Genomic DNA, 25,360 nt, shown 5'->3' on the forward strand with positions numbered 1-25,360 from the left:
AGTATTTAAATCTCAGCCCGGTCAGAACAACGCGCCTGCGGCGACGAACGCGGTGAGAAACGTCGCCGTCGACGAGACGAGTGCGCTCCCGACACGCGACGCGACGAGGTGTCTGTCGAGTCCGTCGGCGATACCGACGGCCAGCGTGGTCAAGACGGCGGCCGAGACGAGAACGTACACGCCGACGGCGACACCGAGGTCGCTTGTCGCCATCGGCGCGGCGACTGCGGCTTCGTCCAGTGTCCGTGCTGGCGTCATTCCGTCGGCGAGTGCGACGGTTGCACCTGCGACGAGTGGCCCGAAGAGTGCCGCCGTGTTCGAGAGTGTCTCCGTGACCGAGGCGAGTTCGCGACGTGACTCGGCGTCGAGTCGAGAGAGCGCAGCGAGTTGGTCGGCCATCGAGACGATTGCTCGCCCCGCGGGACGCCCCTCACTGGCGGCGAGTCCGAGTAAGGTGACGACGCCTTCGACCCGAGGACTGGGCACCGAGTCGAGGACGCCGTAGTCGCCGCAAAACGACTCGACGACGCCCACCCGAAGTCGGCGCTGGACGCCAACCGCGTCGCCGAGGAGTGCACCCGCTTCGCCGGGAACCGACTCGGCGGCACGGGCGAGTGCCGACTCGACTGCTTCGCCTTCGCCGACCGCGCGGCCAACGAGGTAGAGCACGTCTGAGAGACTGTCTTCGACCGCTCGCACACGGACACGGAGCGCCATCATCGGCCGGGCGGCGACGTACAGCGCGGTTCCGACGCCAGCACCGACTGCCGCGAGCGGTGCCGCCCACGGGGCGACGACGGCATCGGCAGCGACGAAGCACCCGACGGCGACGACGAGACCAGCGAGTGCGGCGCGGTAGCGATGGTCGGACACCGCCGGGTGGGTGGCGTCTATCGAGAGTGGGGCGAACGCGACGGGCCGACGGACGAGCACCCACGCGACTGTCGCGAGGAGACTGACTGGTAGTACGAAGTCGTACAGGAAGACGACGTGTCCGGTGGAGATGCCGACACCAGCGACCCGTGCAGCAGGAAGCGCGCCGACGAGTGCAAGCGGGAGCAAGACGCCGAACGCGTAGACGGCAGTGACCGGGCCACGAATCTTACCGACGAAGTCGGCGAGGCGGTCACGCGTCCCCTCGCGGACGACTTCGTGCGCTCTGTCGAGTGCACGGTCACGTTCACCTGCGGGAACGTCGGCGGCAGTCTGGAGCAACGCCGCCGACCGGTCGAGCGCAGGGAACCACGAGCGCCACGCAGTCGCGAACGCGCCGAGGCCAGACGTCGGCGTTCCCCGAGCGCGTTCTGTGTGTGCGGCGAGCGAGGCAGAGAGCGGTCCATCGTCCGCGTGGGCAGCGAACGCCACCGCGCGTTCGACCGATGGTTCGATTCGCATTCGGAGCGCGATTCGACCGACGAGTTCGGGGGCGCTACCGAGCGCGCGGGTTCGCTGAAGTGTCGCCAGCCAGATTGGTACGGCGTGAACCGCGTGGGCAGACCCGAGCGCTGCGGCGAGTGCAACCACGAGGACCGTCAGCGTCGGCATTCGGGCGACAGTCGCGAGGGTCCACCCGAGAAGCGCAGCGGGAATCGCGGCCCCGTATCCAGCCTCGACGACCACTTCGGGGTCCGTCTCGGAACCGAGGAACGCGAGCGCACGTCGCAACTCGTCGCTCGGGTCGGCAGACGTCGGTGCGAGTCGTGCGAGCATCGGCGTCAGCGTGTGGGCGACGGCGGTCAGCATCCGGAACCCCCCTCCAAACGCGGTTCAGTGCGGTCGGCAGGGTCCGTCCGACCAGTCTCGGCGAGCGTCGCGAGTCGTCTCGACCGAGTATCGAGCACGGCGAGAACGTCGGCGTACGATTCGCCGGGATTCGAAATCGACTCGATTGCGAGACTATCACCTCGTTCGACCGTTCCGGTCGGTGCGAGCGAAGCGCCGTCGTGGGCGAACAACGTCTCGAACGTCGCGTCTCCCGCCGTCGGACGAACTTCTTCGACGCGAGCGACACGATGTGAGTCCGCGCGCTGGCAGGTGACGACGAGGTCAGTCGCGGCGAACGACGACGCAGGGACTCCCAAGTCGGAGACCACGCGCTCTCGAACGTCAGTCGCGCCGTCGCCGTGAATCGTCCCGAGGACGGCGCTGGCGTTCGCGCCGACGCGCATCGCTTCGTAGAGGACCGCTGCCTCGTCACCGCGGACTTCGCCGACTGCGAGTGCTCCGTCACCCAAACGGAGTGCGGCGTGAAGCGCCTCCTGTGGCGTCGGTTCGGGGCCACCCGTGGTGTCGGTTCGGAGCGTCTGCACGTCTCGCCCGGCGTCTCGGAGACTCGCTGCCGGGAGTTCTGGCGTATCCTCGATGAGGACCGCCCGAACGTCACTCGGGAGTTCCCACAGAAGCGACTCGAGGAACGTGGTCTTGCCAGCACCTCGTGCTCCGGCGACGAGAACCGAGGCACCGCGTTCGACGGCGAGCGAACAGAGGGCCGCGGCCTCTGCCGACAGCGTCCCGTTTCGCACCAACGCGGGGAGTGTCAGCGGCGTCTCGTCGTGTCGGCGGAACGCGAACCCAAGTCCGTCACTCGCCGGTTCGGTGACACCTGCGACGCGAATACTCGTGCCACCCGCGTCGATGACGGTGTCGAGCGTCGGGTCCGCACGCGAGAACGATGCACCGCTCACACGACGGAGACGCGAAGCGAGTGATGCAGCACCGCCGGGTGTGAGGCGCACGTTCGTCGGCATCGCCTCGCTGTCGACGACAACGCGAATCGGATTCTCGTCGGCGGGTGTCGAGACGTACACGTCTGAGACGTGAGCGTCAGAGAACAGGTCGTCGAGGACACCGTGTCCGTGGGTGTGTTTTCTGAGAACCGCGGTGAGCGTATCCACCGGGTCGTCCGCGTCGGCGACGAGACGAACAGCACGGCCGGGTGCCCGTGGCCCGGCATCGACCGCTCCGCGAGCGAGTGCATCGTGTGCCGCCGCGAGCGTCTGCGCCGCGGACGGGGTGAGATTCGACTCCGGCGGGTCGAGATGGTAGTGCGGGCCGTGGCGTGTCTCGTACCGACGCGCGACTGCACCAGTCTCGAGGTCGGTACGTGCGACGAGTCGGGCGTCTGCTGGCGGGTGCGGGTCGATACGTGAGCGTGCGAGCGTCGGCCCGACGACTGCCCGAAGCGCGTCACTGTAGCCCTCGACGTCACTCGCCCCCACTGCGAGTCCGGTTTCGACTGCCGCCCGTCGTATCGGTCCCGCACGCCCAGTCGCTTCGTACGCGGCACCCAACGGGTCGTGTCGGGCGCGTTCGGCCAGTCGGTCGTCGTAGAACCCGACTCGCTCGGCGAACCGGCCGGCGGCGACGAGGAGGCCGACCGCTCCGTCGTCGAATCGACGCTCCACACCGTCGGTTCTGACGACGACGGCGTCCACGTCGCGGTCCTCTAGCGTACTGACGACAGTCGCACGGCACGCCGGCGCAGTTGCGAGCGACCCTCCGTTCGGACAGTCGGCCGCATCCACGACGAGCGTGGCCGTCTCGTCGTCCAGACGGTCCGTCGGGGTCGTAATCGAGGACATACACCGGCAGGTATCGGACGTGTCGTGTTCTATCAGTCGGCCAGCACCGACGGCAACGAGCGCACTGGTGAGTGACTCGGGGAGCGATGCGTGGGAGAACGCACGGACCGGCGAACGGTCGAAGTCGAGGGGCATGCGGTGGGGTGGTCCCGTTCGACTACTTGAACCTACGGAGTCATTCACTCGTGTCGAACTGCGAGGACCATCGGTCACGCTGGCGCGACGACGACCACGGGACCGGCGGTGTTCGCCGCCAGCGTCAACCGAAGTCGATGTTCACCGGGGCCGAGAACCAGTCGCTCACCAACGACGTGAACCCGTGGGCCACCGACACGACGGACGATAGTCGTCCCCGACGCCGTCGTCGCCGCGAGTTCGACACCATCTCCCCCGTGAACCGTGAGTCGTGAGACGCCAGTCGCCCGCCACGACCCAGACGGAACGTCGAGGACGACGTGTCGACGTGCACCAGCGAGACCAGCAGGTGGTGGGTCTTCTGTGGCCGCGAGCGAGGCGGCGGCGTGGGCGATGTCGTCCGCCATCGTCCCGATTGTGACAGTCGTCGCATCTGCTCGTGCGGCGTCGACTGCCGGGAACGCAACACCCGCGATTGCCACCGTGAGAAGACACGTGAGGACGACGCGAATCACAGTACGTCACGGAGGCGCGCCGCCAGTCCGCGGGTGTTATCGGCAGACGTGTGCTGGTCGTCGGGACGGGAACGTCTGTGTTGAGGTGGTTCAGCGTCTGGGGCTCTCTGCTGCTCGATTGCTGCCGACTCGAACGTCGTCTCAGATTCGTCTACGAGAGCAGATTCGAGTGACTCCGCTTTGGCCAGTGCCGCGTTCGCCCGTCGTTCCACGTCTTCGTTGACGGTGCGAACACCACCGAGGTAGCCTCGAACCGCCTGCGTCGCTGCATCGACTTCGTCGAGACGTTCGGAGAGTGACTCGACTGTCGACTCGACAGCGGAGAGTCGGTCCTCGATAGCCGCGACGTCTTCGAGCGAAGAGACGTCGGTGTCGGTCCCCGTGACGGTCCGTTCGACTGCTTCGAGTCGGGAAACCAGTTCGTCCGTTCTGTCGACCGCGTGTGCGAATCCGTCGTGAGTCTCCGCGGAAGTGTCGGGAGTCATAGCCCCGGTTGGGGCCGTCATCGTACATAAACGTCCGGCGGTCGAAAGCGGGGAACTGCTCGTCCAGAAGTGGGTTCGTGGGGAACGTTCAAGGCGGGGCCAAGAGTGTGTTGTCGCATGAAGACCGTCCTGATTGGTGTAGGTCAAGCAGGTGGGAAACTCACCGCTGCCCTCCAGTCGTTCGACCAACAGATGGGATTCGGTGCTGTCCTCGGTGCCATCGGGGTCAACACCGCAAAGACCGACCTCCAGTCGCTCCCATTCGAGACCGTTCTCATCGGTCAAGACCGTGTCAACGGACACGGCGTCGGTGGCGACAACGAACTCGGCGCTGAAGTGATGGAAGCGGACAAGACGGAAGTCATGTCGGCACTCGACGGCCGAATCACGGCGAAGACGGAGGCGATATTCGTCGTCGCCGGGCTTGGTGGCGGGTCCGGGTCCGGTGGAGCGCCTGTCCTCGCGAAGGCTCTCAGACGAGTCTACGACGTTCCTGTCTACGTACTCGGCATCCTCCCCGGACAGGACGAAGGCGCGATGTATCAGGTCAACGCCGGTCGGTCGCTCAAGACTGTCGCCCGAGAGGCCGACGCCGTCCTCCTCGTCGACAACGACGCGTTCCGCTCGTCCGGTGAGTCGATGAGCGAAGGCTTCGACGCCATCAACGACGCCATCGCCCGCCGCGTTGGGTTACTCCTCGCGGCAGGCGAGGCAGTCGAAGGTGTCGGTGAGAGTGTCGTCGATAGCTCGGAAGTCATCAACACGCTCCGTGCCGGCGGAATCGCTGCACTCGGCTACGCCAGCGCCGAGGCCTCCGAAGTCGCAGAAGAGAACATCAACGCCGTGATGAGTACGGCACGTCGCTCACTTCTGACGGGAACCAGCCTTCCAGACGCGAGCGACGCCGACTCGGCACTCGTCGTCGTCGCCGGGAAACCGGACACCATCCCCAGAAAGGGTGTCGAACGCGCCCGCCGGTGGGTCGAGGAGGAGACCGGGAGTCTACAGGTTCGCGGCGGCGACTTCCCACTGGAGAGCGGTCGAATCGCGTCGCTCATCCTCCTCGGTGGCGTCGAACGCTCAGACCGCGTCGAGTCGTTCATGGAGCGGGCACGTGCCGCTATCGAGGAGGCCGAGAACGAGGTCCGGGAAGACCCGAAAGAGATGTGGCACAACGACGAACTAGACGACCTGTTGTAGGCGTCGCACTGCTGGACGAAGCGAGCGTGCCACTGCGCTGGGGGGAATCAGCGACGAGCGACGAAAGCGCGGCCGAAGCGACATCGTCTGCACCGGCCACCGCGTGATTTTTCGAATCGAGGGTCCTGTGTGAGACTCGTCTACTGGTGGACGAGACTCGCACCGTCGAGTTCGGTGCGGGCGTAGTCGAGTTCCATCAGGTCGAGAATCGTCGGCGCGATGTCGTAGAGGTCGGCGTCTTCTATCTCCGCGTCGGGGTCGTCGACGTAGAGCGTGGCGTTGTCGAACGAGTGCATCCCGTTGCGCGGCCCGGTTCCGAACACGTCGTCGTGACCCTTGAACCCGGACTTCAGGTCGAAGCCGTGGTTCGGGATGACGACGAGGTCAGGCGCGATGTCGTCGTGGTTGCCGCGGAAGGCTTCTTCCTTGACGACGACGCGTTCTGCGACCTTCTTGCCGTCGGGGCCTTCGAGTGCTTCGAGTTCCGCTTTGAGTTCGTCGCGGACTGCCTCGTACTCGTCCTTCGGGACGGAGCCACGGGGTTCGCGGCCTTCGAGGTTGATGAAGAACCGCCCGGGGATGAGCGAGTACGCCTTCGAGTCGGCGTGGATGTCGGACAGTGAGTCGTGGTCGTCCGATTCGTACGAGAGCCACCCTTCCTGTTCGAGCCACGTGTTACAGTGAACCTCGTAGTCGAGCGAGGTGAACCCGTGGTCGGAGGCGACGACGAGTGTCACGTCTTCGGGGAGCATCTCACGGATATTCCCGATGTACTCGTCGACCTTGCGGTAGAACTCCACGAACGCGTCTTTGTTCTTCCCGTCGCGTTCGTAGTCCTTGAAGAGGAAGTGGTTGACCCGGTCGGTGGTCATGAAGACGCCGAAGAAGAGGTCCCAATCGTCTTCCTGGAGGTAGTGCGAGAAGGCTTCGTACCGCTTGTCTAAGGTCTCGTGGGCGTCGTCCATGAACGCAGATTTGTCGTCGTCGTGACCGAGTTTGGCGTTCACGTCGATTTTGTAGCCCATCTCTTCGAGTTGGTCGCGGAAGTCGTCGGGGTAGGCGGCCTTGTCGACGCCGGGCGAGAGGAATCCGGAGACCATCCGCTGGACGTTTCGCTGGGGCGGGAACGTCACGGGGACGTTCATCACGGTGGCCTTCCGGCCGGCGTCGGTCACACGGTCCCAGAGGCGCGTGGCCTGCACGTCGCGGCCCATCGGGACGTACGTGTCGTACGACCCGACCTCGCGGTCTTGGAACCCGTAGACACCCGTCTCACCGGGGTTGACACCAGTGGTGAGCGCCGGCCAACACGCGCTGGATTCCGGTGGGACGATGCTGTCGATAGAACCTGCTGCACCATCGTCTGCGAGCGCCGCGAAGTTCGGGAACTCTTCGGGGTGCTCAGAGAGGAGACTAAATGGGACCCCGTCGATGCCGATGAAGGCGACGCGGGGGTGGTCCTTGCCGCGGAGTCGGTCGAACAAACCCATACGTTCCGGTACCAAAGAGAGCCATAAGAAGGTTCGTCTCTCTACGCGCGTTTGCGCCAATGTACGACGGATGTGCGCGTGTGTCCGAGTAGGCGGCGAGATTCACCGCCGAGCGACGAGACGAACAATGAAATCTGACTGAGTGTTCAGGCACGCGGCGAACCACGTATCCTGAGTGGACGCTCCGCCGAGACGGTGGTCCGACCACTCACGCGGAGTTCGCTCACGACGACGAACGCGAGACCCCACAGAACGAGCGCGACAGCCCACATCGTGCCCACGCTCGAAATCTGCGTCGGGAAGGCGAGTGAGACAGCGCCGAAGTAGATGGCGAGACCTGCGGTCAACCACGCGACGAAGCGGTGTCCCGGCGCACCCGCGGCCGCGATAAGGCCGAGGAGCAACAAGCCGATGGACATCGTCGTCATCTCCATGTAGTGACCGGCGACGGCGTGAACGTCACCCGTGCCCTGGAGGACGAACTGATTGGCTGCGAACGCGAGGACGGGGAGGGCCGCCACCGCGACGAGGCCGAGCAGTGCTGGACTGTAGTCGTCGCCGAGAGAGAGCAACTGCCGACCTGCGGGGTGGAACAGCGCCATGAGGCCCGTGAGGACGAAGAACGGGACGACTTCTTCGACCGGTCCACCGCCGACGATGGTTCCGACGAGGACGAGCGTCGTGACGAGGAACGCGACTTGCATCAGCGCAACCCGCTTGAGCGGACGGTACAGCTGACTCGCGACACCGAGGATGATTATCCAGACGTTTGCCGCGATGACCATCACGTGGAGGCGGTGCTCTGCGAGAATCTCGCCACCGGACCCCCACCCGGTGATGGCGAACGCGAGAAGTTCCGAGACGAACGCGGCGGCCATCCCGAGCGTCACCAGTGCAAGGAGGTAGAACGTGTACACCCGAACGCGCCTGAAGCTCGTTGTCGATTCCTCACTCTCGTCAGTATGTTCATTGGTATCAATAGACATAATTGTAGAAGAGGGTACGCGTGATGACGAGATAACCGTTTTTCGCGGTTTGTGGACCTATCTCTCCCCGTGGGTGTATCGAGGGAGGAAGCAGTGCCACCGACGGGGAGATGGGGCGAAGGAGCGAAGTGTCACGCGAGGTAACGTCAGAGCGTGAAGGAGTTCGAGCGCAAACAACTCCTGGAACGAGTCAATCGGGAGGGGGCGACGGTCGGTGTCCAGATTCCCGAGCGAATCGAGGTCCAGGGTGAAGATATCGACCTCAAACAGTTCGTCTTCGAGATAAAGCGCCGCGACACTATCCCTCCGGGCGAGCGCGAACGAGTCGACCAGGCGAAGCGAAATCTCCGTCGTGAGCGCCTCGAACGACTCGAACCAATCGAAGACGGCGAGATAAGCTACGAGGAAGGCCGCCAACTCGTCGACGACATCATCGGTATCGACCGGGCGCTGAACGCGCTCGAACAACTCCGGCCCACGGACCTCGAACAGGAGGCGAAACTCCAGAACGCCGCCGACCAGAAGCGCTGGATGAACTTCCTGAAGAAAGCGCTCGGTCGTGACGGTGGCAAGAGCAAGCGAGGTGGCCGATGAGCCGAAACGACGAGATTGCGACCCTCCTCGAAGAGTTCGCCGACCTGCTCGACGCGAAGGACGTGGCGTACAAACCGTCGAGTTACCGCCGTGCGGCAGAGAACGTCCGCGAGTACCCCAACCCAGTCGAAGAACTCGCCGAGGAGGGCGAAGACGCCGTCAAAGCGATAGACCGCGTCGGCGACGCTATCGCCTCGAAAATCGTCGAGTACGTCGAGACGGGCCACATCGAAGAGTTAGACGAGTTGCGAGACGAGTTGCCAGTGGACATGGCCGGCCTGACGAGCGTCGAAGGCGTCGGCCCGAAGACGGTCGGTACACTCTACGAGGAACTCGGCATCACCGACCTCGACGAGTTGGAGGCCGCCGCCCGCGACGGGCAGATTCAGGAGGTCAAAGGCTTCGGCGCGAAGACCGAAGCGAACATCCTCGAAGGCATCGAGTTCGCCCGCAAGGCGACGGGTCGAGAACTCCTCGGGAAGGCCCGCCCCGTCGCCGACGACCTGCTGGCGTACCTCGGCGAGCACGACGCTGTCGGCCGAGCAGAACCCGCCGGGTCGATGCGACGCTGGCGCGAGACAGTCGGCGACATCGACATCCTCGTCGGCAGCGACGACCCCTCCGCAGTCATCGACCACTTCCTCGCGTGGGACCTCGTCGACGACACCATCGAGGCAGGCGCACAGAAAGCGAGTACCCGAGTCAACGCGATGCGCGTCGACTTGCGCGTCGTCGACCCGTCCGAGTACGGTGCTGCTCTCCAGTACTTCACGGGGAGCAAGGACCACAACGTCCACCTGCGAAACATCGCAATCGACCGCGGCCTCAAGATGAACGAGTACGGGATGTTCGATATCTCGGACGTAGACGACCCTGACGGTGGCCCCCGCGTCGGGAGACGTGTCGCCGGCGAGACGGAAGCATCGATGTACGCGGCGCTCGACTTGCCGCTCATCACGCCGGAGATGCGCGAAGACACCGGCGAAATCGAAGCGGCCACCGACGGGTCGCTCCCCGACCTCATCGAAGCCGGTGAGATTCGCGGTGACCTCCACACGCACACGAACTGGTCCGACGGCGACAACACCATCGCAGAGATGGTCGCCGCGGCGGAAGAACGGGGCTACGACTTCCACGTCGTCTCGGACCACGCCACGGGACCGGGAATGGTCGGTGGCGTCGGCGTGGACGACGACGAGTTACTCGAACAGATAGACGAAGTTCGGGCCGTCGCCGAAGACGCGAGTATCACCGTCTTCACCGGTGTGGAGGCGAACGTCGACGCCGAAGGCGGCCTCTCCGTCGCCGACGACGTACTCGACCACCTCGACGTGGTCGTCGCCTCGCCACACAGCGCCCTCGACCAGGACCGCGAGACGGCCACCGAACGACTCGTTCGGGCCATGGAACACCCCGCGGTCGACGTCCTCGGCCACCCGACCGGTCGCCTCATCAACCGCCGTCCCGGACTCCCACTCGATTACGAACGACTCGCAGAGGCCGCCGTCGAGAACGGCGTCGCACTCGAACTCAACGCCAGTCCGTACCGTCTGGACCTGAACGGCGAAGCGCTCAAAATCGCCGTCGAAGCGGGGGCGACCATCGCAATCGACACCGATGCCCATCGCCCAGCAGAACTCGACCACGCCCGCTACGGCGTCCACACGGCCCGACGCGGGTGGGTCGAGACGGCCGACGTGATAAACACGTGGTCTCTCGACGACCTCACCGACTTCCTGCATTGACCGACGAGAACCGACCGACTAGAGGTATCGGGGCCGACCACCCCGGGACGGTCGCATCCGGCGTCGAGTCGCCCTCACCGGACGACACCGCACTCCTCCTCGACGTGATGCTCGGGAAATTGGCTACGTATCTACGGATGTGTGGCTACGATACCGCGTACGCGATGGACGGTGACGGGGGGGACCCCGGTGACGAAGCCCTGTTACATCGCGTGAGTGAGGAGCACCGTGTCCTCTTGACCCGCGATATCTCCCTCGCAGAACAGGCACCGCGAAGCGTCCTCGTCGCGGGCCGGACACCACTCGACCAACTCCGGGAACTCGAGTCAGTCGGGTTCATCATCTCACTCGGTGAGTTCCCTGCACGGTGTAGTGCGTGCAACGGAGTCATCGACGTGCTCGAAGACGGCGACTCAGTCCCCGAATACGCGCCAGAATTGAGCGAGACGACGTTGTGGCGGTGTCGTGACTGTGGGCAAGTGTACTGGCGCGGGAGTCACTGGCGCGACGTCGAATCGCGGCTGAACGAATCCTGAGAATGGGAGAAATCGAGACTCGTTACCGACTCAGTAGCGACTTCGAGGGAACCACTCGTCGCACTCTTCCATGTCCTGCATCATCTCGTCGTGGGCCGCACAGTACGGCTGGAGGCCCTCCGAGGTGCGGACGTACTCGAAGTACGTGCAGTTTCCACAGTATCGGTCCCCGACCGTGGCAGTCTGTGGTCGCTCCGCGGCCGGATGCTCCATGGCGTTGGCGGGAGCGCCGGCGGTGGACGCCGAACCACCAGCACGCTGCGCACTCTGGGTGGACTGTGCGGTCTGTGCGGTCTGTGTGGACTGGGTGGACTGGGTGGTTTTCGGGGCCTCAGTCGGTTCGAGGTCGAGTGGCGTAATCGCGTTCGACGAGGCACCACCGTCGGTGGCACCTGCGGCGCCGCCCATCCCCGACCCGGACGGCGAGTTCGTCTGTGTCTCGACGTTGCCGTCGGGGGTCCCACCGAGGAACCCGATGCCGCTGAGTCCGCCGCGAACCGTCTTTTCGACTTCGACGATGCGGGTCTCACCCTTCTTCGTCACCTGAACGGTCGCCGTGCCGCCGGGGTCGTTTCGCGTCTTGAAGTTGGCGACGCCGACGAACAGACACCAGAAGGTGGTGATGGTGCCGAAGAAGTAGACGCCGACGGTCTCTAGGGTCAAGTCTGTCAGGCCCGCACCACACGTCGCACCGGTCCACTGACACGGGTACGCGTGCGAGAACAGTCCGACACCGAGGACGGCGATGCTGGCACCGATGACTGCCGCAGCGCGAGTCCGACGGCTTGCTGGTAGCACCGCGAACACGCCGAGGAAGACGGCGGGGACGCCGAGGCCACCGAGGATGCCCCCGAGTTCGCGTGCTTCGCCGAGTGTGGCCCCACCCAACGTGTAGACGTCGGTGGTCGTGACCACGATGCCCGCGATGACGAGCAGTGCGCCGGCGATGAACACCCCGAACCCCAGGGACAGCCGTCGGAGACTCGGGCCGCCGCGGCCACCGTGATATGCCTCCGATAGACTAGTCATGACACGGCCTACGAAACCAGTCCCTAAAACGATGCGTCAGACGATTGTCTGTTTGTCGACACGTCGCGGGCTGTCGGTCTCGGGTCGTCGCGGGATCACATACGAATCTCGAAGGGATTATCATGCGCGGTGGCTAACCCTCGCCCATGGCTGACGAGGAAGCAGACGAGGCACCCGTCGTCGAACTGGGCGAAGGAGAGTCCGTCGAAGGTGCGCCCCTCGCGCGCGTCGCCTCTCGACTGACGTGGCCCCAGGAGAAGAGTAGCATTCTGAAGAAAGAAGGCGACGCGGTCATCCGCACGCCGAGTGGTCCGCAGACCCTCGAAGACATCCTCGCCGACGTCGACGAGACGTACTTCGACACGCGCCAGACCTTCGTCAACGACGTGCTCGACGTCGTTGGCCGTGGTCCGGTTGCGACCGAATAGCGGTGCTCCGTCGCCGGTTCGCGCGACTCCCGTGGCTCTACCGCGCCCTCCTCGTCGGAGGCGTGGTCGGTGCCGCGTGGAGTCTCTGGTCTCTTCCCGCCGGCGACCTTACCTACCGCGCGGTCCACGACGCCCTCCTGTTTATCCTCGTCCCCGGAGCATTCGCGCTCGCACACGGGAAGAACCTCGGGTGGACCGTCGACCGCAACGCACTCCGTAACACCGTCCTCCTCGCCCTCTTCGTCCTCCCGTTCTACCTCGTCGGGTCGTCGCTGCCGACGATTCGGACGTACTACCCGATGTGGCACACGTCGACGGCGCTCGCCGACTTCCTTCCGCACGCCGCACAGCAACTGCTCGTCGTCGTCGCTGCCGAGACGTACTACCGTGGCTTGCTCTGTGTCGGTATCCGTGAAATCGGCCGCAAGAGCGCACTCATCAGCCCGGTTCTCTACGCATTCCACCACGTCGGGAAACCGCCGATTGAACTCCTGCTGTCGGCCCCAACCGACGTGCTGTTCGGCCTCGTCGACTACGAGAGTAGCTCGATTCTCCCCTCCATCGTCGCTCACGGGTTCGGCCTCGTTCTCCTCGACTGGTTGGTACTGCACCCACCGTTGTTCCCACCGGAAGACGTCGCGGCCGCGTTGCAGTGGCTTCCGATTCCGCTATGACTGACTCGGACGACGACTCGGCCCACGCAATGGCCGACGACTCGGGACTCGGACTCGCTCGCGGAACAGTCGAACTCGTCTCACACAATCCGGCGTGGTACGACGCGTACGAGCGCGAAGTCGACCGTCTCCGCCCACGCCTCGGACCCAACGTCCTCGGGTTCGAACACGTCGGCAGCACCGCGGTTCCGGGACTCGCCGCGAAGCCAATCGTCGACATGCTCGTTCTCGTTGCGGACCTCGGCGAGACGGGCGAAGTGGCCCGCGTGCTCGCCGACGCGGGGTACGAGGAACGACTGAACGACGAGGTTCCGGACCGACGTTTCTTCGCCCACGGGCCACCCTCGCGTCGCACGCACTACCTCTCTGTGACCGAACGAGGGAGCGACTGTCACCGCGAACAGGTGGTGTTTCGTGACGCGTTGCGCTCGAATCCGGACCTTGCGGCCGAGTACGAACAGAAGAAGCGGGCGTTGGCCGACGCGCACCCAGACGACCGCGAATCGTACACCGACGCAAAAGCGAAGTTCGTCCAGTCTGTCCTCGACGACTGCGATTTGGACTGACCACCGAGAGACAACAGACGGACACCTCTGTGCGTGCCCCACACAATACAGGTACCTTTTCCACGCCGGAGAGAGAACACGTGGGTATGGCACTCCCAATCGACCCGACCGCCATCGAACCGGAAGACATCGGCGAGGAACGCGTCGTTCTCGACATGGACCACGAGGCGGCAATCGAGCACGTCCGCGAGGCATTCACGGACGCCGGGTTCGGTGTCGCAACCGAATTTTCGCCGTCGGAGATGCTCAACGAGAAAGTCGACGCCGGCCGTGACCCGTACTACGTCCTCGGTGCCTGCAACCCCGCGATGGCGGACCGCGCTCTCACCGCCACCGACAACAAGATGGGTGGCCTCTTCCCGTGCAACGTGGTCATCTGGGAGGAAGAACCCGGGAAGCAAGTCGTCTACCACCTGAGCATCATGCGCGTCGCTCGCCTCATCGGCATCGGACCGGACAACGAGGAGATGGCGGACATCATCGCCGACACGGGCGAACTCGTCGAAAAAGCCCTCGCCAACCTCGACGCCGTCGAGGCCTGAGCGTCGTCCAGCGGTTCGGCCGAACTACACCGAATTTTGGTCTTCGAGTGCGTCCGCGATTCGCCCGATGTCGTTGCGAATCTTGTACAGGAGGTACATCCCCACGAGCGCCGCCGCAATCGGCAAGAGGCCGAGGACGCCGTAGATGAGGAAGATGATGAGCAGTTCTGGGCCACCGGGTATCTGTAACGGGACCATGCGAGAGTATGTCTCGGGGCTGTCAAATATGTGTTACTAACCGAAGTCGAAGATGTTGGTCTGGAGACCGGCGGCCATCGTGGACTTCCGGCGGAGGTCACCCAGTGAGACGGGTAAGTAGTTGGTCACGTCGCGAACTGCACCGCCGAACGTCTCTGCATCGGCTTTGTCACCCTCGAAGGCGTGCCGAATCGACTCACGAATCTGCCAGACGCCGACCGGCCCCCAGTACTCGTCGGAGACGTGTCGAAGGACGAGCGCCTTCGCCTGCCTTCCTCGGTCGTGGAGGTGTTCGAGGACACCCAACCGAGAGGCGTGGTACGCGCCGGCCGTCTCGTTCACGTACGAGGTGCGCCCCTCGTACCCTTCGCTGTCCGCGGCGAGGTACATCCCCGCCTCAGGGTCGGGGTTCCAGACGCTTCCCGGCGCTTTCATCTCGACCAACTCGAACTCCCAGCGACCCGGCGCGAGGATGACCCAGAAGGCGTTTCCGAGGAACTCGTTTCGGTAGATTTCGACGCCGTCGATGGTCTCTGCGTGCTTGACCGTGCCACGGAGGTACTTCCCGAGTGTGTCGTCCACTGCGGTAATCGACCAGCGCGTCGGGACGAGACGGCGTTGTTGGGTCTGGCCGAGCGCACCCGCCGACAGAATCGTGTTGATGTCGTACACGTCGAACCCGCGTCGGTAGAGGTACGTCATCGCCCCCTGTGCGTTCCAGTCGTCGTCTTCGAGCGTCTTTTCTACCGCCCGTGGGACGTGTGGGTTCTCGGCGAGGTCAGCAGACCGAGCACGGGCCCGGGGACCGACGGGCGTCGCCACGTCGTCGGAGTGTGCGTCGAGGTCCAACTCGGGTTTCCCGTCGAGGCCGATTTCGACCGTGACGGGTCTGTCGGCGATGGCGACTTCGCGCTGAGTACCGAGGAATCCGTCCCACGAGTCTGCGACGTTCGTCACCTTCGTGCCGCGGTTCGAGTTGAGAAGCGACGTGCGGCGCTGGAACACGTCCGAGATACTCACGCCTTCGTCGTACCACGCGGCACTCGTCTCGAACGTGTCGGCGTCCTCGTCGTGGCCGACAGGCGAGAGGATGCCCGTCGAGACGCGCGGGTAGTTCGACCGTCCGACGAAGATGGACGGCGAGACGCCGCCGTAGAGCGAGTCGCCTTGGACCGTCTCCTCGAACCGGTCTTGAAACGTCTCGAGGTGGTCGAGGATGCCGTAGGACTTCTCTTCGGCGAGACGCCGTCGCTCGGCGCGTTCGTCTCGCTCGATGTCCATGAACTCGTCGAGCCGCATCACCGGATGTGAGTCGCCCTCAGGTATGAACCTTCGGCGACAGCGTCGTCGAGACAGGGGTGAAAACGAAGTGTGTCAGCACCCACGATGAGTGTCGCGACGGTTCTGTCGGGTACCGTGCCAATTCAGGGGGCTGAGACCAATCAGGCGTGGATGCCCATCGCTTCGATTTGTTCTTGATAGCGATTCCGGATAGTGACTTCCGTCACCTGCGCCACGTCGGCGACTTCGCGCTGAGTCTTCTTCTCGTTACAGAGCAGCGAGGCGGCGTAGATTGCGGCGGCGGCGAATCCCGTCGGTGACTTCCCCGAGAGGAGGCCTTGTTCGGCCGTCGTCTCGATAATCTCGTTCGCCTTCGACCGGACTTCCTTCGAGAGGTCGAGTTCCGACGAGAAGCGAGGGACGTACTTCTTCGGGTCGACCGGGCGCATCTCCAAGCTGAGTTCTTGGGAGACGTACCGATAGGTTCGACCAATCTCCTTTCGCTCGACGCGCGAGACTTCGGCAATCTCTTCGAGTGAGCGCGGAATCCCCTCTTTCCGACAGGCGGCGTAGAGCGTCGCGGTGGCGACGCCCTCGATGGAGCGTCCCCGAATCAGGTCTTCGTTGAGTGCACGTCGATAGATGACCGATGCGACTTCACGTACGGACCGTGGGACGCCGAGTGCGGACGCCATGCGGTCGATTTCGCTGAGGGCGAACTGCAGGTTCCGCTCGCCGGCGTCTTTGGTCCGAATGCGCTCTTGCCACTTTCGAAGACGGTGCATCTGCGACCGCTTCTCCGACGAAATCGACCTGCCGTAGGCGTCTTTGTCCTTCCAGTCGATAGTCGTCGTCAGGCCTTTGTCGTGCATCGTCTTGGTGGTCGGCGCACCGACACGCGACTTCGACTGTCGTTCAGAGTGGTTGAACGCACGCCACTCCGGGCCGGGGTCGATTCGTTCTTCTTCGATGATGATTCCTGTCTCTTCGTGGATTAACTCACCGTCCGCAGTCCGAACGACTTCGTCCGGGTCGAGGTTGTCGAGGTCTATCTCGTCTTCGTCTGTCACTTCGTCATCTTCCGACTCGCCTCCCCATCGAGTCCGGTCGTACTCGCGTTCCCGCTGGCGTGTGGGCCGTTTCATCGCATTTATATACTGTCTATGGCCTGATACTTGAAAGTTTTCCCGGCGAGAGTGACAGTCAAGATACGAACGCGGCGGCGAACGGAGCGCCTATACCGAGGCCCCAGCGAGGTGGTGGTATGCCGACGGTCGAGTGTGACCCCGACGATGCCAGACGACGACTCGAAGAGGCAGGCGTATCCGTCAAATCCGGCAACACGGAGTACGAGCGCTGGCGCGCCGAGCGTGGCGACGCCAGCGCCGTCGCCTACGACGACAAAGTCGTCGTTCAGGGTGCCAACCCGGCCGACCTGCTGACTACCCTACAACCAAAGGGCGGACGGGCACACGTCTACTTCGACGGTGCGAGTCGCGGGAACCCCGGCCCTGCGGCCATCGGATGGGCAATCGTGACGAGCAACGGCATCGTCGCCGAAGGCTCCAAACGCATCGGAAAGACGACCAACAACCGCGCGGAGTACGAAGCACTCGTCGAGGCCCTCTCGGTCGCCAAAGACTACGGCTACGACGAAGTCGACGTCCGCGGCGACTCGCAACTCATCGTCAAGCAGGTCCGCGGCGAGTGGAAGACCAACGACCCCGGCCTCCGCGAACGACGTGTGAAAGCCAACGAACTCCTCTCTACGTTCGACCGCTGGTCGCTCGAACACGTACCGCGAGAGATAAACGACCGCGCCGACTCTCTAGCCAACGAGGCCCTCGACGATGCCTGACCCAGAACTCCCCGAAGAGGTATTGCAAGAAGCAGAGCGGTTGACTCGGTTGGCACGCGACGCCGTCGACCCAGACGAACGCGCGACGTATCTGTCGGCACGAGACGAACTCGTCGAACCGCACGACTTCGTCGCCCGCCTCCGCGACGAAGACGAGACGCTCGTCCTCCACCCTGCCGAGTGGGTCGACGACGATGGAACCGTCCGCCCGTCACAAATCGACGACGTCGACCGTGGGATAGAACGCCCACTCTCGGGGACTGGCGAAGAACACGAGTGGAGCGCAGTCGAAACACACAACGCCGCCGTCGTCGAGGCTGTCGCCGCCGAACACGGTGAAGTGCACGCAGCAAACGCTCGCGCGTTCGCGGACTTCCTCGGTAACCACTACGTTCGGAAGATAGAGACGGCAGGCGCTCCTGAGGTACGCGAGTTCGTCGAAGAATATTATCCACGCAATGCGTGGCCGACCACTGAACAGCAGTCGTTACTTTCGGACTCGCTCGAACTGATCTTCGACACCGTAGGCGCCGAAGTGCCCGAATACAGGTGAGCGAACCGGGGGTTTCGTGTGATTACAGCTTGGCTTCGATGAGGTCCGAGACCATCTCGGCGCGTTCGTCGTCGGTGACGAACTTCGAGAGCATCCAGTCGAAGCGGTCGAGGACGGCCTGGAGACCATCGTCGGTCAGTTCGTACTGGTTGGTGCGCTTGTCGAGTTCGCTCTTCTCGACGAGGTCCATCTCGACGAGGTCGTCGAGGTTGGGGTACAGACGCCCGTGGTTGACTTCGGTGTCGTAGTACTCTTCGAGGTGGCGCTTGATTGCAAGACCGTACATCGGTTCCTCGGCGAGGATGACGAGGATGTTCTGTTGGAACGCGGTGAGGTCCCGAGCCGCACCGGATTTGTTGCCAATAGTTTGTGCCTCTGACATGCATATGGAAATGTCACCTACCTATTTAAACTTTGTCAACGCGCAGTCGGTTTCGTGCATCCGGGCACCCGTAGTATAGCGGGAACCACGGAGAAGACGGACAGGTATGCCGATTTTCGGACAGATTCATTCGTCCGTGAGTATCTATCTCACGAGGAGGAGAGAAACAGAGAGCATACCTAGAGAATACCTCACGGATACCTGTACGATTCGGAGAGGAAGCTCTGAGGAATATATCTGAAATCAGGTACGTAGCGTCGCCGCCGTAGAACCAACTTGGAGCGAAGCTACGAGACCGATGCCGAAAGGACTTTTGCCCGTTTCGAGGATGGGTTCAATATGGCGAATCTCTGGGAAGACATGGAGACCGGCCCCAACGCGCCGGACGAAATCTACGCAGTTGTCGAGTGTCTCAAAGGCGAGCGCAACAAGTACGAGTACGACAAGGACATCCCCGGTGTCGTCCTCGACCGTGTGCTTCACTCGAACGTCCACTATCCGTCTGACTACGGGTTCATGCCGCAGACGTACTACGACGACGAAGACCCATTCGACGTGCTCGTCCTCGTCGAAGACCAGACGTTCCCCGGCTGCGTCATCGAAGCACGCCCCGTCGCACTCATGAAGATGGACGACGACGGCGAACAGGACGACAAGGTCATCGCCGTCCCCACCGAGGACCCGCGCTACGACCACATCGAGGACCTCGAAGACATCCCACAGCAACTCCAAGACGAGATTGACGAGTTCTTCTCGACGTACAAGAACCTCGAAGCGGGCAAGGAAGTCGAGACCCTCGGCTGGGAAGACAAGCAGGCCGCGAAGGACGCCATCGAGCACGCGATGGACCTCTACGAAGAGAACTTCGCGTAAGCGACACCATCACTGTCCTTTTTCGCGCCGTCAGGTCGGGAGCAGATGCGCTCGTCGTCGTCAGGAGCCTCCACGCTATTTGCCGAACTGAGTCGGAGGGACCACCCGACAGCATCGAGGTGCATACCCTGCAGTTATCCTCACCGCCCCGCGGATAAATTATGCGCATGAGTAATTATTTGGCTATCGCTCTCGTAGGTACACGTGAGTATGGCAGCGAAGCAACCCCGCCTCGGGCTTAACCACCCGACTGTCGTTCCGACGAACTTCACGCCCCCAACTGAGGCGAGCGCAGACGCCGACGAAGACAGCGACGACGACGCCTGATTTTCGGATTCTCTCCCGCCGTTCGCCTCGGCTAGTGTCGTCTCTCGGCGCCGATACCGCCTGTGACGCGTACGGCGACCAGAGACAGATGTCCGGAGAGAGGTGTGCGATTGACACGCGCGCGAGGCAACCCCTTTTTATCTCGTCGCTGCAAGTCGTGAGTAATGGCTACCTGCGACGTTTGCGGACGGCACGAGAACCTGCCGTACCGTTGTTCGCGGTGTGGCGGCACGTTCTGTGCTGAACACCGACTTCCCGAGAACCACGACTGCCCGGGGCTCTCGGAGTGGGACGACCCCTCTGGCATCTTCGAGAGCGACTTTGACGACTCTGTTCGGACGGAGAAGCGTCGGGCCGGCGGGCTTTTGAACTCACTGACGAGCACGGGCGGGTTCCTCGGCTACTTCCGGGGGAACATGGCCTACCTGTTCCTCGCAATCATGTGGGTGATGTTCCTCTTCGAGTGGCTCGTCCTCCTCGTGACGAACTCGGGCGCACTGTTCAGCGCTATCTTCACGCTGAGTACGGAGCACCCGCTGTACGTCTGGACGTGGGTCACCTCGGTGTTCTCGCACAGTCCGTTCTCGTTCTACCACATCGTGGGGAACAGCATCGTGCTGTACTTCTTCGGCCCACCAGTCGAACGGTACATCGGGTCGCGGAAGTTCGCCCTCCTGTTCGTCGGTGCGGGCGCACTCGCCGGCCTCTCGCACATCGGGAGCGCCCTCATCCTGACGCCCGGCGTCCCCACGTCGGTTCTCGGAGCGTCTGGTGCCGTCTTCGCCGTCCTCGGCGTGCTCACGGTGCTGAACCCCGGGCTGCGCATCTATCTGTACTTCCTCATCCCCATCCCGCTGTGGCTGTTCACCTTCGGGTTCGCGGCCCTCTCTGTCGTGTTCTTCCTCTCGCCGGGGACGGCCGCGACGGCCGGACAGGGGAACGTCGCGCACTTCGCTCACCTCGTCGGCCTCGTCATCGGACTCGCCTACGGACAGCGTGTGAAAGGCAACCGAAGCGTCCCCAGTGAGATGTCGCTCGGGGGAGGAATGCGTCGCGGCCCCGGCCGACGCTGAGATGCGGCAAGTACATCCCGGACTCGCACCGCGACCCGGACTCGCGCGCGCTGAGATGGAGTCTCTCCAGCGCCGCGTCGCCGAGACGGCCGTCTTCGAGGACGACCTGTCGTTCGACCCGACAAGCGTTTCGCTCGCCGACCCCACAACGACGACGCTCTCGGGCGTCTCTGACCCGCCGCTCGTCGCCGGCATCGACCAGTCATTCCTCGACGACCGTGCCCTGAGCGCCGTCGTCGTCCTGCGCGGCGGTGAAGTGGTCGAACGCGTCCACGCCGTCTCCGAACTCGACTTGCCGTACGTTCCCGGTCTCCTCTCGTTCCGCGAGGGTGGACCCATCCTCGACGCGCTCGCCACACTCGACAGCGACCCCGACCTCCTCGTCTTCGATGGGTCTGGTCGCATCCACTTCCGACAGGCCGGCCTCGCCACACACCTCGGCGTCGTCTGCGACGTGCCGAGTATCGGCGTCGCCAAGTCGCTCCTCTGCGGCACACCTGACGAGGACGTAGACGGCCGACCCGAAGGCTGGCAGACACCGATTCGCGCAGACGACTCGGTCGATGCCGTCGGCGGACACCCCGCCACTCCAGAGACGACCATCGGATACGCCTTCCAGTCGCGACAGTACGATTCGCGGCCGATTATCAATCCACTGTACGTCAGTCCCGGTCACCGACTCTCGGCCGAGACGGCAGTCGAACTCGTCTCACGCCTCTCCGGCGACTACAAGCTCCCCGAACCGACGCGCCTCGCAGACACCTACGCCGACGAGGCGAAAGCGCAGTACGAGTAGCAACCCCGCCCAACGGGGTTCACGACGGTCGAATCGTCGTGGCGAATCGCGTACACTTAACAGCGCACGGTTCGACGTACCGACGTGCATCAAAAGACGGTCCTCATCACCGGTTGTTCCTCGGGAATCGGGCGTGCCACGGCGCTCGACTTCCTTGACGAGGAGTGGGAGGTCTACGCCACCGCCCGAAACCCGGCAGACATCCAGACGCTGGGTGACCGCGGTGCGAACATCGCGACGCTCGACGTGACCGACCAGAGTGACGTCGACCGCGTCGTGGACCGCATCCTCGACGAACAGGGTCGCATCGACTGTCTCGTCAACAACGCTGGCTACGGCCAGATGGGCCCCATCGAGGACGTGCCGACGGAGATGGTTCACAAACAGTTCGACGTGAACGTCTACGGACCACACCGCCTCACGCGTGCCGTCCTCCCTCACATGCGGTCGCAGGGCGACGGGACCATCGTCAACGTCTCCAGTGTCGTCGGGCGCGTCTCCTTCCCCGGCGGCGGCGTCTACGCGGGGTCGAAGTTCGCGCTCGAAGCGATGACCGACGCACTCCGCGCCGAGGTCGAAGAGTACGGTATCGACGCCGTGCTGGTCGAACCCGGCCCGGTGGAGACGCAATTCTCAGACCGCGTCGAAGACCAGGTCAACGGCGGCGACGAGACCGACGGTATCGAGCGGTCGGGTGCCTACGAGAAGTTCTACAAACTCTTCGACGATACCGAAGCACTCGGCGGCACTGGTCCCGGTGCGATTCCCCCGGAGCGAGTCGCAGAAGACATCGTCAACGCGGCGAGTTCGACGAAACCACGGGCACGCTACCAGCCCGGAACAGTCGCCCAAATCGGCGTGCTCGGTCGCTTCCTGCCAGATTCGTGGCGCGACACCCTGTTCGGGTTCGCACGCAAACTCCCGTAGGGCCGGTTTCGCCGACGGCCTTCCTTACTCCAGACAGGACGCGACGACGCGAAGCGCGTCTTCACCCTGCACCTGGTCTGCGAGGAGCGGAACCCGTTTCACGTCACGGCCACGGAAGAGGTCCGTCGCGGACCGAAGTGCCTCTTGCTGAACTTTCCAGCGACGCTGACAGAATCCACAGTGTTCGAGGTCCGGTGATTCGAACCACGAGGAGTCCACGTCAGCCACGTCGTCTACCTGCTCCATGACGCGATTGACGACGAGCGTCTGCACCGGGATGCCGAACTCGTCGAGACGGGCGACGAGACGCTTCGACTCGACCACGCTCATCTCTTCGGGAATCATGACGACACGGAAGTCCGTCTTCGAGGGGTCACGAAGGACGGCGCGAAGGCGCTCGATACGTTCGCGGAGTTCGTCGAGGTCGGCCATACCCGCTTGCGGGTCGTCCGGGCCGCCGCCGAACATGCCTTTGACGCTGTCCATCATCCCCGAGAAGCGTTCGCGCATGCGGACGATGCGACCGAGCATCGAGTCCATCATCTCCGGTAGTTCGAGGAGTCGGAGCGTGTGGCCGGTCGGCGCGGTGTCGATGACGACGCGTTCGAATCGCGGGTCGTCCAGATATTCGAGGAGTTGCTGCATCGCCGCTGCCTCGTCCGCGCCGGGCATCGACCCAGCCATCCCCATCGGCCCGTCGCCACCGAGCAGGTCCTCGAATCCACCCATCGCGTCACCCATACCGCCGAACGGAGAGGCCCCGCCGTCGTCGCCGACGAACGGGTTGTCGTCGTCGTAGTCGCTCGTGTCGTAGGCCGTCTCGTCGTCCGCGGGAGCGTCTCCGCCGCCCGCAAACGGCCCTTCCATCACCGAGTCGGGGTCGATTTCCGCCGCGTAGAGGGGGATGTCCTCGCGAACCCGCGCCGGTTCGGCGGGGAGGGGCATGCCCAGCGTGTCGGACAACGAGTGGGCAGGGTCCGTCGAGACGACGAGCGTCGCCGTCCCGTCTGCTGCACTGGCGAGTGCCGTCGCCGCGGCCATCGTGGTCTTTCCGACGCCGCCCTTGCCGCCGTAGAGGACGTAGTCGGGGGCGTCGATGCCACGCGGGAGGTCTGCACGGTCCGTAGTCGTCTCCTCCTCGCGGTCCGTGACTTCGACTTCTATCTCCGCTGGACCGTCGTCGCCAGCGTCGTCTGCGTCGTCTTGGGGGCGGTCGGTCGGCTCGACGTCGATGTCCATGTCGGACCCCAAACGGCCAGGCTTTGTGTACTTCTCGGTCTCGGAACCTCGGATTGGGTGCCGCGGGAGACGGGACGGTGGTGACCACCACCGCCTCGCCGACCGGGTTTTTGTCCCATCCGACCGTCGTCTGTCGCATGCGCGAGTTCGCATCCGACCCACCCGAGGAAGAACGCGTGGGCGACGCCCTCCGCGACGCGGGCCACACCGTCGCCGTCGCCGAGTCCTGTACCGGTGGCCTCATCGGGTCGCTCCTCACCGACGTGCCGGGGTCGAGCGACTACTTCGACCGCTCGCTCGTCACCTACTCGTACGACGCCAAGCGCCACGAACTGGCCGTCTCGCGGGAGAGTCTCGACGAGTACGGTGCTGTCTCGGAACCCGTCGCCCGCGAGATGGCCGCCGCCGTCCGCGACGTTGCCGACGCCACGTGGGGTGTGGCGACGACGGGTATCGCCGGGCCAGACGGCGGGTTACCCGGTAAGCCAGTCGGCACCGTCTTCGTCGGCATCGCGTTCGCCGCGCCGTGGGGGTCCGAAGAATCGTACACGCGTGTCGAACGATTCGAGTACGACGGGTCGCGGACGCAGGTGAAAGAACAGATTGCGCGCGGTGCGCTGGAGATGCTTCGTGAAGAAATCGGGTCGGTCAGCGCGAACGCCGACGACTGAGACACCACAGACGCCATGCGACAGGTCGGACAGACGCGACAGGCCGGACGGACGCGACAGTGGGCTACCGCAGTCGGTCGGTTTCGTGGGAAAGCTTTGTATCCCGGCGGGCCAGTCTCAGCGCATGAACAAGAAGGGGCACGTGCTCAATGCCATCCTCTTAGCCCTCGGACTCGGTGTCATTCTCACTGTCGACCCGCGGACGTTCGAACCGAATCGTGTGGAGACGTACGTCCACCTCGCGCAGAAAATCGGACAGTTGTCGCTCCCGGTCATCCTCGGCGCACTCTTTCCCGACGTGGACACCGCCTTCGGAAAGCACCGCAAGACGCTCCACAACCTCCCGGTGTTGATTGCGTTCCTCGCCTTCCCACTCGTCTTCGACAACCTCCACTTCGTCTGGATTGGCGTCGCCACCCACTACGTCCTCGACATGGTCGGGTCGAAGCGGGGCATCGCCCTGTTCTACCCCCTCTCGCCCCAGGAGTACGACCTGCCGACGGGTGTGGCGACGAGTTCGAAACACGCTGACGCGGTCACGCTCCTCGTGACGGCCGCGGAACTCGGCGTCTTGGCCGGCGTCCACTACTACCTCGTTTCGCTCGACGTGTCGCTGGCGAACGCCGCGGCGTCGTTCGTGGACGCGACGGCGGCGCTCACGGTGGTTCTCTGAACG

The 25,360-nt window shown here is 64.0% G+C and carries 29 protein-coding genes; 17 read left to right on the forward strand and 12 right to left on the reverse strand.

All coding sequences use genetic code 11. The annotated features are described in order from the left end of the window. Positions 1–21 precede the first annotated feature (21 nt). The 4 genes from GJR96_RS01600 to GJR96_RS01615 all read right to left on the reverse strand — a co-directional run bounded on the left by GJR96_RS01600 (position 22) and on the right by GJR96_RS01615 (position 4,716). Positions 22–1,743, reverse strand: a complete 1,722-nt coding sequence (locus tag GJR96_RS01600; protein ID WP_151161333.1) for a pilus assembly protein — start codon at positions 1,741–1,743, stop codon at positions 22–24. Next, positions 1,737–3,716, reverse strand: a complete 1,980-nt coding sequence (locus GJR96_RS01605) for a type II/IV secretion system ATPase subunit (protein ID WP_151161334.1) — start codon at positions 3,714–3,716, stop codon at positions 1,737–1,739. Before GJR96_RS01605 ends, GJR96_RS01600 begins: the two co-directional genes overlap by 7 nt. Positions 3,717–3,790: 74 nt before the next feature. Beyond that, complete coding sequence (locus GJR96_RS01610) at positions 3,791–4,231, reverse strand: DUF7311 family protein (RefSeq protein WP_151161335.1); 441 nt, start codon at positions 4,229–4,231, stop codon at positions 3,791–3,793. Beyond that, positions 4,228–4,716, reverse strand: coding sequence for a DUF7310 family coiled-coil domain-containing protein (locus GJR96_RS01615; protein ID WP_151161336.1), 489 nt, complete (start codon positions 4,714–4,716; stop codon positions 4,228–4,230). The genes GJR96_RS01610 and GJR96_RS01615 overlap by 4 nt, the downstream gene beginning before the upstream one ends. A 117-nt stretch (positions 4,717–4,833) precedes the next feature. Between GJR96_RS01615 and GJR96_RS01620 the strand changes: the two genes are divergently transcribed. Further along, a complete protein-coding gene (locus GJR96_RS01620) occupies positions 4,834–5,916 on the forward strand; it encodes a tubulin/FtsZ family protein (RefSeq protein ID WP_151161337.1) in 1,083 nt (360 codons plus the stop codon). Positions 5,917–6,056: 140 nt separating this feature from the next. On the opposite strand, the gene GJR96_RS01625 is transcribed toward GJR96_RS01620, so the two are convergent. Together GJR96_RS01625 and GJR96_RS01630 are read right to left on the reverse strand one after the other, a co-directional pair. Beyond that, positions 6,057–7,406 carry an alkaline phosphatase family protein gene (locus GJR96_RS01625; protein WP_151161338.1) on the reverse strand — a complete coding sequence of 450 codons (1,350 nt, stop codon included), beginning with the start codon at positions 7,404–7,406 and terminating at the stop codon, positions 6,057–6,059. 146 nt (positions 7,407–7,552) lie between these two features. Next, positions 7,553–8,392 carry a hypothetical protein gene (locus GJR96_RS01630; protein ID WP_151161339.1) on the reverse strand — a complete coding sequence of 280 codons (840 nt, stop codon included), beginning with the start codon at positions 8,390–8,392 and terminating at the stop codon, positions 7,553–7,555. A gap of 153 nt (positions 8,393–8,545) precedes the next feature. Here GJR96_RS01630 and GJR96_RS01635 point away from each other — a divergent pair, with 153 nt between their 5' ends. The 3 genes from GJR96_RS01635 to GJR96_RS01645 are packed head-to-tail and all read left to right on the forward strand — an operon-like array spanning position 8,546 to position 11,267. After that, positions 8,546–8,986 carry a DUF5788 family protein gene (locus tag GJR96_RS01635; protein WP_151161340.1) on the forward strand — a complete coding sequence of 147 codons (441 nt, stop codon included), beginning with the start codon at positions 8,546–8,548 and terminating at the stop codon, positions 8,984–8,986. After that, positions 8,983–10,731: a DNA polymerase/3'-5' exonuclease PolX gene (gene polX, locus GJR96_RS01640; RefSeq protein ID WP_151161341.1), complete on the forward strand. Its 1,749-nt coding sequence runs from the start codon at positions 8,983–8,985 to the stop codon at positions 10,729–10,731. The genes GJR96_RS01635 and polX overlap by 4 nt, the downstream gene beginning before the upstream one ends. Further along, positions 10,728–11,267 (forward strand): Mut7-C RNAse domain-containing protein, encoded by a 540-nt coding sequence (locus tag GJR96_RS01645; RefSeq protein ID WP_225317692.1) that lies wholly within the window; start codon positions 10,728–10,730, stop codon positions 11,265–11,267. The genes polX and GJR96_RS01645 overlap by 4 nt, the downstream gene beginning before the upstream one ends. A 30-nt stretch (positions 11,268–11,297) precedes the next feature. On the opposite strand, the gene GJR96_RS01650 is transcribed toward GJR96_RS01645, so the two are convergent. Further along, positions 11,298–12,296, reverse strand: coding sequence for a DUF7139 domain-containing protein (locus GJR96_RS01650; protein ID WP_151161342.1), 999 nt, complete (start codon positions 12,294–12,296; stop codon positions 11,298–11,300). A 146-nt stretch (positions 12,297–12,442) separates the two neighbouring features. On the opposite strand from GJR96_RS01650, the gene GJR96_RS01655 reads away from it, so the two are divergent. The 4 genes from GJR96_RS01655 to GJR96_RS01670 all read left to right on the forward strand — a co-directional run bounded on the left by GJR96_RS01655 (position 12,443) and on the right by GJR96_RS01670 (position 14,506). Then, positions 12,443–12,724: a DUF5789 family protein gene (locus GJR96_RS01655; protein WP_151161343.1), complete on the forward strand. Its 282-nt coding sequence runs from the start codon at positions 12,443–12,445 to the stop codon at positions 12,722–12,724. Between the two features lie 2 nt (positions 12,725–12,726). Next, positions 12,727–13,398, forward strand: a complete 672-nt coding sequence (locus tag GJR96_RS01660) for a CPBP family glutamic-type intramembrane protease (protein ID WP_151161344.1) — start codon at positions 12,727–12,729, stop codon at positions 13,396–13,398. Then, positions 13,395–13,964: a GrpB family protein gene (locus tag GJR96_RS01665; RefSeq protein ID WP_151161345.1), complete on the forward strand. Its 570-nt coding sequence runs from the start codon at positions 13,395–13,397 to the stop codon at positions 13,962–13,964. The genes GJR96_RS01660 and GJR96_RS01665 overlap by 4 nt, the downstream gene beginning before the upstream one ends. 86 nt (positions 13,965–14,050) lie before the next feature. Beyond that, a complete protein-coding gene (locus GJR96_RS01670; RefSeq protein WP_151161346.1) occupies positions 14,051–14,506 on the forward strand; it encodes a DUF302 domain-containing protein in 456 nt (151 codons plus the stop codon). 24 nt (positions 14,507–14,530) lie between these two features. Here GJR96_RS01670 and GJR96_RS17995 read toward each other — a convergent pair whose 3' ends face one another. The 3 genes from GJR96_RS17995 to GJR96_RS01680 all read right to left on the reverse strand — a co-directional run bounded on the left by GJR96_RS17995 (position 14,531) and on the right by GJR96_RS01680 (position 17,130). Next, entirely contained in the window at positions 14,531–14,704 is a 174-nt protein-coding gene (locus GJR96_RS17995) for a hypothetical protein (RefSeq protein ID WP_191965793.1), read from the reverse strand. Positions 14,705–14,740: 36 nt separating this feature from the next. Further along, positions 14,741–16,003 (reverse strand): DNA repair protein NreA, encoded by a 1,263-nt coding sequence (gene nreA, locus GJR96_RS01675; protein ID WP_151161347.1) that lies wholly within the window; start codon positions 16,001–16,003, stop codon positions 14,741–14,743. Between the two features lie 143 nt (positions 16,004–16,146). Then, on the reverse strand, positions 16,147–17,130 hold the full coding sequence (locus tag GJR96_RS01680) for a transcription initiation factor IIB (RefSeq protein WP_151161348.1): 984 nt from the start codon (positions 17,128–17,130) through the stop codon (positions 16,147–16,149). Positions 17,131–17,249: 119 nt separating this feature from the next. Between GJR96_RS01680 and rnhA the strand changes: the two genes are divergently transcribed. Continuing rightward, positions 17,250–17,843: a ribonuclease HI gene (gene rnhA, locus GJR96_RS01685; RefSeq protein ID WP_151161349.1), complete on the forward strand. Its 594-nt coding sequence runs from the start codon at positions 17,250–17,252 to the stop codon at positions 17,841–17,843. Next, positions 17,836–18,396 (forward strand): DUF7108 family protein, encoded by a 561-nt coding sequence (locus GJR96_RS01690; protein WP_151161350.1) that lies wholly within the window; start codon positions 17,836–17,838, stop codon positions 18,394–18,396. Before rnhA ends, GJR96_RS01690 begins: the two co-directional genes overlap by 8 nt. 22 nt (positions 18,397–18,418) lie before the next feature. Here GJR96_RS01690 and GJR96_RS01695 read toward each other — a convergent pair whose 3' ends face one another. Next, positions 18,419–18,778, reverse strand: coding sequence for a PadR family transcriptional regulator (locus tag GJR96_RS01695; RefSeq protein WP_058572636.1), 360 nt, complete (start codon positions 18,776–18,778; stop codon positions 18,419–18,421). Positions 18,779–19,117: 339 nt separating this feature from the next. Here GJR96_RS01695 and GJR96_RS01700 point away from each other — a divergent pair, with 339 nt between their 5' ends. The 5 genes from GJR96_RS01700 to GJR96_RS01715 all read left to right on the forward strand — a co-directional run bounded on the left by GJR96_RS01700 (position 19,118) and on the right by GJR96_RS01715 (position 22,774). Further along, the gene (locus tag GJR96_RS01700) at positions 19,118–19,651 is read left to right on the forward strand and encodes an inorganic diphosphatase (RefSeq protein ID WP_151161351.1); all 534 of its coding nucleotides are present in this window, start codon (positions 19,118–19,120) and stop codon (positions 19,649–19,651) included. A gap of 204 nt (positions 19,652–19,855) precedes the next feature. Continuing rightward, positions 19,856–19,978 (forward strand): hypothetical protein, encoded by a 123-nt coding sequence (locus tag GJR96_RS18375; protein ID WP_255471327.1) that lies wholly within the window; start codon positions 19,856–19,858, stop codon positions 19,976–19,978. Between the two features lie 164 nt (positions 19,979–20,142). Next, positions 20,143–21,051 (forward strand): rhomboid family intramembrane serine protease, encoded by a 909-nt coding sequence (locus GJR96_RS01705; protein WP_151161352.1) that lies wholly within the window; start codon positions 20,143–20,145, stop codon positions 21,049–21,051. 1 nt (position 21,052) lies between these two features. Next, the gene (locus GJR96_RS01710) at positions 21,053–21,847 is read left to right on the forward strand and encodes an endonuclease V (protein WP_151161353.1); all 795 of its coding nucleotides are present in this window, start codon (positions 21,053–21,055) and stop codon (positions 21,845–21,847) included. 84 nt (positions 21,848–21,931) lie between these two features. Beyond that, positions 21,932–22,774, forward strand: coding sequence for an SDR family oxidoreductase (locus GJR96_RS01715; RefSeq protein WP_151161354.1), 843 nt, complete (start codon positions 21,932–21,934; stop codon positions 22,772–22,774). A gap of 24 nt (positions 22,775–22,798) precedes the next feature. On the opposite strand, the gene GJR96_RS01720 is transcribed toward GJR96_RS01715, so the two are convergent. Beyond that, positions 22,799–24,013, reverse strand: a complete 1,215-nt coding sequence (locus tag GJR96_RS01720; protein WP_151161355.1) for an ArsA family ATPase — start codon at positions 24,011–24,013, stop codon at positions 22,799–22,801. 137 nt (positions 24,014–24,150) lie between these two features. On the opposite strand from GJR96_RS01720, the gene GJR96_RS01725 reads away from it, so the two are divergent. Beyond that, the gene (locus tag GJR96_RS01725) at positions 24,151–24,684 is read left to right on the forward strand and encodes a CinA family protein (protein WP_151161356.1); all 534 of its coding nucleotides are present in this window, start codon (positions 24,151–24,153) and stop codon (positions 24,682–24,684) included. Positions 24,685–24,808: 124 nt separating this feature from the next. Continuing rightward, positions 24,809–25,357 carry a metal-dependent hydrolase gene (locus GJR96_RS01730; protein ID WP_151161357.1) on the forward strand — a complete coding sequence of 183 codons (549 nt, stop codon included), beginning with the start codon at positions 24,809–24,811 and terminating at the stop codon, positions 25,355–25,357. Positions 25,358–25,360 lie beyond the last annotated feature (3 nt).

The sequence above is a fragment of the Haloferax litoreum genome, from assembly GCF_009674605.1.
Classification (GTDB): domain Archaea; phylum Halobacteriota; class Halobacteria; order Halobacteriales; family Haloferacaceae; genus Haloferax; species Haloferax litoreum.

Bases quoted from the DNA above. Each gene is read 5' to 3' on its own strand.
- GJR96_RS01720 (WP_151161355.1), bottom strand. From the start codon at position 24,013: ATGGACATCGACGTCGAGCCGACCGACCGCCCCCAAGACGACGCAGAC.
- GJR96_RS01605 (WP_151161334.1), bottom strand. From the start codon at position 3,716: ATGCCCCTCGACTTCGACCGTTCGCCGGTCCGTGCGTTCTCCCACGCA.
- GJR96_RS01650 (WP_151161342.1), bottom strand. From the start codon at position 12,296: ATGACTAGTCTATCGGAGGCATATCACGGTGGCCGCGGCGGCCCGAGT.
- GJR96_RS01725 (WP_151161356.1), top strand. From the start codon at position 24,151: ATGCGCGAGTTCGCATCCGACCCACCCGAGGAAGAACGCGTGGGCGAC.
- GJR96_RS01700 (WP_151161351.1), top strand. From the start codon at position 19,118: ATGGCGAATCTCTGGGAAGACATGGAGACCGGCCCCAACGCGCCGGAC.
- GJR96_RS01655 (WP_151161343.1), top strand. From the start codon at position 12,443: ATGGCTGACGAGGAAGCAGACGAGGCACCCGTCGTCGAACTGGGCGAA.
- GJR96_RS01695 (WP_058572636.1), bottom strand. From the start codon at position 18,778: ATGTCAGAGGCACAAACTATTGGCAACAAATCCGGTGCGGCTCGGGAC.
- GJR96_RS01630 (WP_151161339.1), bottom strand. From the start codon at position 8,392: ATGTCTATTGATACCAATGAACATACTGACGAGAGTGAGGAATCGACA.
- polX (WP_151161341.1), top strand. From the start codon at position 8,983: ATGAGCCGAAACGACGAGATTGCGACCCTCCTCGAAGAGTTCGCCGAC.
- GJR96_RS01670 (WP_151161346.1), top strand. From the start codon at position 14,051: ATGGCACTCCCAATCGACCCGACCGCCATCGAACCGGAAGACATCGGC.
- GJR96_RS01600 (WP_151161333.1), bottom strand. From the start codon at position 1,743: ATGCTGACCGCCGTCGCCCACACGCTGACGCCGATGCTCGCACGACTC.
- GJR96_RS01730 (WP_151161357.1), top strand. From the start codon at position 24,809: ATGAACAAGAAGGGGCACGTGCTCAATGCCATCCTCTTAGCCCTCGGA.
- GJR96_RS01665 (WP_151161345.1), top strand. From the start codon at position 13,395: ATGACTGACTCGGACGACGACTCGGCCCACGCAATGGCCGACGACTCG.
- GJR96_RS01615 (WP_151161336.1), bottom strand. From the start codon at position 4,716: ATGACTCCCGACACTTCCGCGGAGACTCACGACGGATTCGCACACGCG.
- nreA (WP_151161347.1), bottom strand. From the start codon at position 16,003: ATGCGGCTCGACGAGTTCATGGACATCGAGCGAGACGAACGCGCCGAG.
- GJR96_RS01710 (WP_151161353.1), top strand. From the start codon at position 21,053: ATGCGGCAAGTACATCCCGGACTCGCACCGCGACCCGGACTCGCGCGC.
- rnhA (WP_151161349.1), top strand. From the start codon at position 17,250: ATGCCGACGGTCGAGTGTGACCCCGACGATGCCAGACGACGACTCGAA.
- GJR96_RS01705 (WP_151161352.1), top strand. From the start codon at position 20,143: ATGGCTACCTGCGACGTTTGCGGACGGCACGAGAACCTGCCGTACCGT.
- GJR96_RS01625 (WP_151161338.1), bottom strand. From the start codon at position 7,406: ATGGGTTTGTTCGACCGACTCCGCGGCAAGGACCACCCCCGCGTCGCC.
- GJR96_RS01620 (WP_151161337.1), top strand. From the start codon at position 4,834: ATGAAGACCGTCCTGATTGGTGTAGGTCAAGCAGGTGGGAAACTCACC.
- GJR96_RS01690 (WP_151161350.1), top strand. From the start codon at position 17,836: ATGCCTGACCCAGAACTCCCCGAAGAGGTATTGCAAGAAGCAGAGCGG.
- GJR96_RS17995 (WP_191965793.1), bottom strand. From the start codon at position 14,704: ATGGTCCCGTTACAGATACCCGGTGGCCCAGAACTGCTCATCATCTTC.
- GJR96_RS01680 (WP_151161348.1), bottom strand. From the start codon at position 17,130: ATGAAACGGCCCACACGCCAGCGGGAACGCGAGTACGACCGGACTCGA.